General features: G+C 66.7%; 5 protein-coding genes. All 5 read left to right on the forward strand.

From position 1 onward, the window contains the following. The coding region (locus AC2VOU_RS17605; protein WP_486958529.1) for an inorganic phosphate transporter at positions 1 to 868 on the forward strand (868 nt) is incomplete at its 5' end. After that, complete coding sequence (locus tag AC2VOU_RS17610) at positions 865 to 1,152, forward strand: hypothetical protein (RefSeq protein ID WP_047313607.1); 288 nt, start codon at positions 865 to 867, stop codon at positions 1,150 to 1,152. The genes AC2VOU_RS17605 and AC2VOU_RS17610, both read left to right, overlap by 4 nt. 29 nt (positions 1,153 to 1,181) lie before the next feature. Further along, positions 1,182 to 1,484, forward strand: coding sequence for a DUF3349 domain-containing protein (locus AC2VOU_RS17615; RefSeq protein ID WP_047313608.1), 303 nt, complete (start codon positions 1,182 to 1,184; stop codon positions 1,482 to 1,484). 68 nt (positions 1,485 to 1,552) lie between these two features. Continuing rightward, positions 1,553 to 2,650 carry an o-succinylbenzoate--CoA ligase gene (gene menE, locus AC2VOU_RS17620; protein ID WP_486958531.1) on the forward strand — a complete coding sequence of 366 codons (1,098 nt, stop codon included), beginning with the start codon at positions 1,553 to 1,555 and terminating at the stop codon, positions 2,648 to 2,650. Positions 2,651 to 2,661: 11 nt separating this feature from the next. Further along, positions 2,662 to 3,676: hypothetical protein (locus tag AC2VOU_RS17625; protein WP_486958530.1), on the forward strand; the 1,015-nt coding region annotated here is incomplete at its 3' end.

Below are 3,676 nucleotides of genomic sequence, written 5' to 3' on the forward strand. Positions count from 1 at the left end.
GATCTGGAGCGGCGTCATCTCCAAGGTGATCATCCCGGCCATCATTGCCGCGTTGCTGGCCATCGTTGTTGGGGCGGTAGCCACCTGGTTGGTCTACGCGATCACCCGCGGTGTTCCGGCCATGCGCACCGAGACCGGGTTCCGACGCGGCCAGATCGGCTCGGCGTCGCTGGTTTCGCTGGCACACGGGACCAATGACGCGCAGAAGACGATGGGCGTGATCTTCCTGGCGCTGATGTCCTACGGAGCAGTGAGCAAGACCGCCTCCATGCCGCCGCTGTGGGTCATCGTGTGTTGCGCGATAGCCATGGCCGCGGGTACCTACTTGGGCGGCTGGCGAATCATCCGCACCTTGGGCAAGGGGCTGGTGGAGATCAAGTCGCCGCAAGGCATGGCCGCCGAATCGTCCTCAGCCGCGGTCATTCTGTTGTCCGCCCACTTTGGCTACGCGCTGTCCACGACCCAAGTCTGCACCGGTTCGGTGCTGGGCAGCGGGTTGGGCAAACCCGGCGGCGAGGTCCGGTGGGGCGTGGCTGGCCGGATGGCAACCGCGTGGCTGGTCACGCTTCCGTTGGCTGGTTCGGTGGGAGCAGTCACCTACTGGATCGTGCATCTCATCGGTGGTTATCCCGGCGCGATCATCGGGTTCTCGCTGTTGGTCGCGGTCTCTGTGGCCATCTACATCCGGTCACGCAAGGTCAAGGTCGACCACAAAAACGTCAACGACAATTGGGAAGGCAGCCTGACCGCTGGGCTCGACGGTTCGGACAACCACCAGCCCCCCTCCAATATGGGCCCTAAATTGACTGCCACCCTGCCTCGATACCGCTCCGGTCACCACACGGTTGGCGTAAGGAACGCCTCATGAGCGCCTGGTTCAACTACGAGGCCACCCTCAAGATCCTGCTCTTCAGCATGCTGGCCGGTGCGGCACTGCCGGGGCTGTTCGCGCTCGGGATCCGGCTGCACGCCGACGGCGCTGCAGACGTCAGCACCAGCGGCGCCGCCCCACGCCGCAAGCCGATCCTCGTTACACTCGCTTGGGTGATCTACGCGGTGGTTCTTACGGTGGTCATCCTCGGGGTGCTCTACATCGCCAAAGACTTCATCGCGCATCACACCCATTACCCGTTCCTGGGAACTAAGCCCTAGTTGCACCGACTGCGCAGAATTGCAGCATAGTGAACCGATTCCTGACTTCAATCGTCTCGTGGCTGCGCGCGGGGTATCCGGAAGGCATCCCAGCGACCGATACCTTCGCGGTTCTCGCGCTGCTCGCCCGCCGACTGACCAACGACGAGGTGAAACTCGTCGCCAGAGAGGTGATCCGGCGCGGCGAGTTCGACAAGATCGACATCGGTGTGCTGATCAGCCAGCTCACCGACGAGCTGCCGTCACCGCAGGACATCGAACGGGTGCGGACACGGTTGGCCGCCAAGGGCTGGCCGCTCGATGACGCGCGCGACAACGGAGAGCCCGCATAGCCGTCCTGCGCTCGCTTAGCGTCACGTCCGGATCCGCAGCCCCGTTGCTGCTGCCCACGCTGGAACGGATCCTGGATGGCCGCGATCCCGCGATGGTGGTGGTGCCGGCCCAGCATGAACCCACCGCCGCGCTGCGTGCTTTGCGCGTGGGCTTACGAGTGGGCGAAGAGATCGACGACGATGTGGCTCTGGTGGCCACCACGTCGGGAACGACAGGTGCGCCCAAGGGCGCCTTACTGACCGCCGCCGCCTTGACTGCCAGCGCGTCGGCCACCCACGACCGTCTTGGCGGTCCGGGCAGCTGGCTGCTGGCGTTGCCGCCGTATCACATCGCCGGGCTGCAGGTGCTGGTGCGCAGCGCGCTGGCCGGTTCGGTGCCCGTCGAGCTGGATGTCTCTGCCGGGTTTGACATCGCCGAACTGCCGGACGCGGTGGGCCGATTGAGCCCAGGCCGGCGATACACGTCACTGGTCGCTGCGCAGCTAGCCAAGGCGCTCACCGACTCGGCGGCCACGGCCGCGCTCGCCGAATTGGATGCCGTCCTCATTGGTGGCGGACCAGCTCCCCGGCCGATCCTGGACGCCGCGACAGCGGCCGGCATCGTGGTGGTCCGCACCTACGGAATGAGCGAGACTGCGGGAGGTTGCGTGTATGACAGTGTCCCGCTGGACGGCGTGCGGCTACGCGTGCTGGTCAATGGCCACATCATGATCGGTGGCGCGACGCTGGCCAAGGGCTATCGCAATCCGGTCACGCCCGACCCGTTCGCCGAACCGGGCTGGTTCCACACCGACGATCTCGGCACTATCGATGGCGCGGGCGTGCTGACAGTGCTGGGTCGGGCCGACGACGCGATCAGCACCGGCGGGTTGACCGTGCTGCCAGGGCCGGTCGAGGCCGCGCTGTGCACCCACCCCGCGGTCAGCGACTGTGCGGTCTTCGGACTTGCCGACGACCGCCTAGGTCAACGGGTAGTCGCCGCGGTGGTACTGACCGACGGTTGCGCACCGCCGACGCTGGACATGCTGCGCGCCCTTGTCACCCGCAGGCTGGACGCCGCGGCCGCACCACGCGAGCTGCACATCGTCGACGCACTACCACGACGTGGCATTGGAAAGGTCGACCGCACCGCGTTGGTGCGCCGGTTCGACAGGTCCGGTCAATAGGCTGACCGATCGTGAAGATCGGTCGCCGAGAGGCATTGTCCGTGGCAGCCGCGGTCGTCCTGGTCGCGGCCGCGTTCATGCTGCCGCGATTGCACTGGGGCATCAATCCGCGGCGAGACACCGGGCTGGAGCGGTTTGCCATGCACGCCGGCGCCGCACCGATCTTCGGCTATTGGGACGTCCATGCCTGCTGGGGAATCGTGCCGGCGATTCTCATTGCGGTAGCCGCCGTGGCGTGGGGGCCAACCGTGGCACAACGTCTTTCGTGGCGAGTGCTGACGCTGGGCACCTGGGCCACCGCCTGCAGCTGGGCCTTTTCGCTGGCCATGATCGACGGCTGGCAGCGAGGCTTCGCCGGCCGGTTAACCACCAGGGATGAGTATCTGTGGGAAGTGCCCGGCGTCACCGACATCCCAGCAACGCTGCGCATGTTCGCCAGTCGCATCCTCGACTTCCAGCCCAGCTCCTGGACCACGCATGTGTCGGGGCATCCGCCGGGTGCGCTGCTGACGTTCGTGTGGCTGGACCGGATCGGCCTGCACGGCGGTGCCTGGGCCGGGCTGCTGTGCTTGCTGGTCGGGTCCAGCGCGGCGGCGGCCATAGTGATCGCCGTCCGCGCGCTGGCCGACGAGGCTACGGCGCGACGGGCAGCCCCGTTCGTCGCGGTAGCGCCCACGGCGATCTGGGTCGCGGTCTCCGCGGACGGATACTTCGCCGGGGTCGCGGCATGGGGTATCGCGCTGTTGGCGCTGGCGGTACACCGTACGGTGGAGTTCCCCGCGCTCGCCGCAGCCGGCGCGGGTCTGCTGCTCGGCTGGGGAGTTTTCCTCTATTTCGGCCTCATGTTGATGGGGCTTCCGGCATTGGCAGTACTGGTTGGCTCCCGCCACGCACAGGCCAACTTCAGGGCGGCCCTGCAGGCACTCGGCCCGGCTGTGCTGGCCGCAGTGGCGGTGGCAGTCGCTTTTGCCGTTGCGGGGTTCTACTGGTTCGATGGCTACAACCTTGTGCAACAGCGTTATTGGC

The organism is Mycobacterium sp. TH-M25, assembly GCF_057473665.1.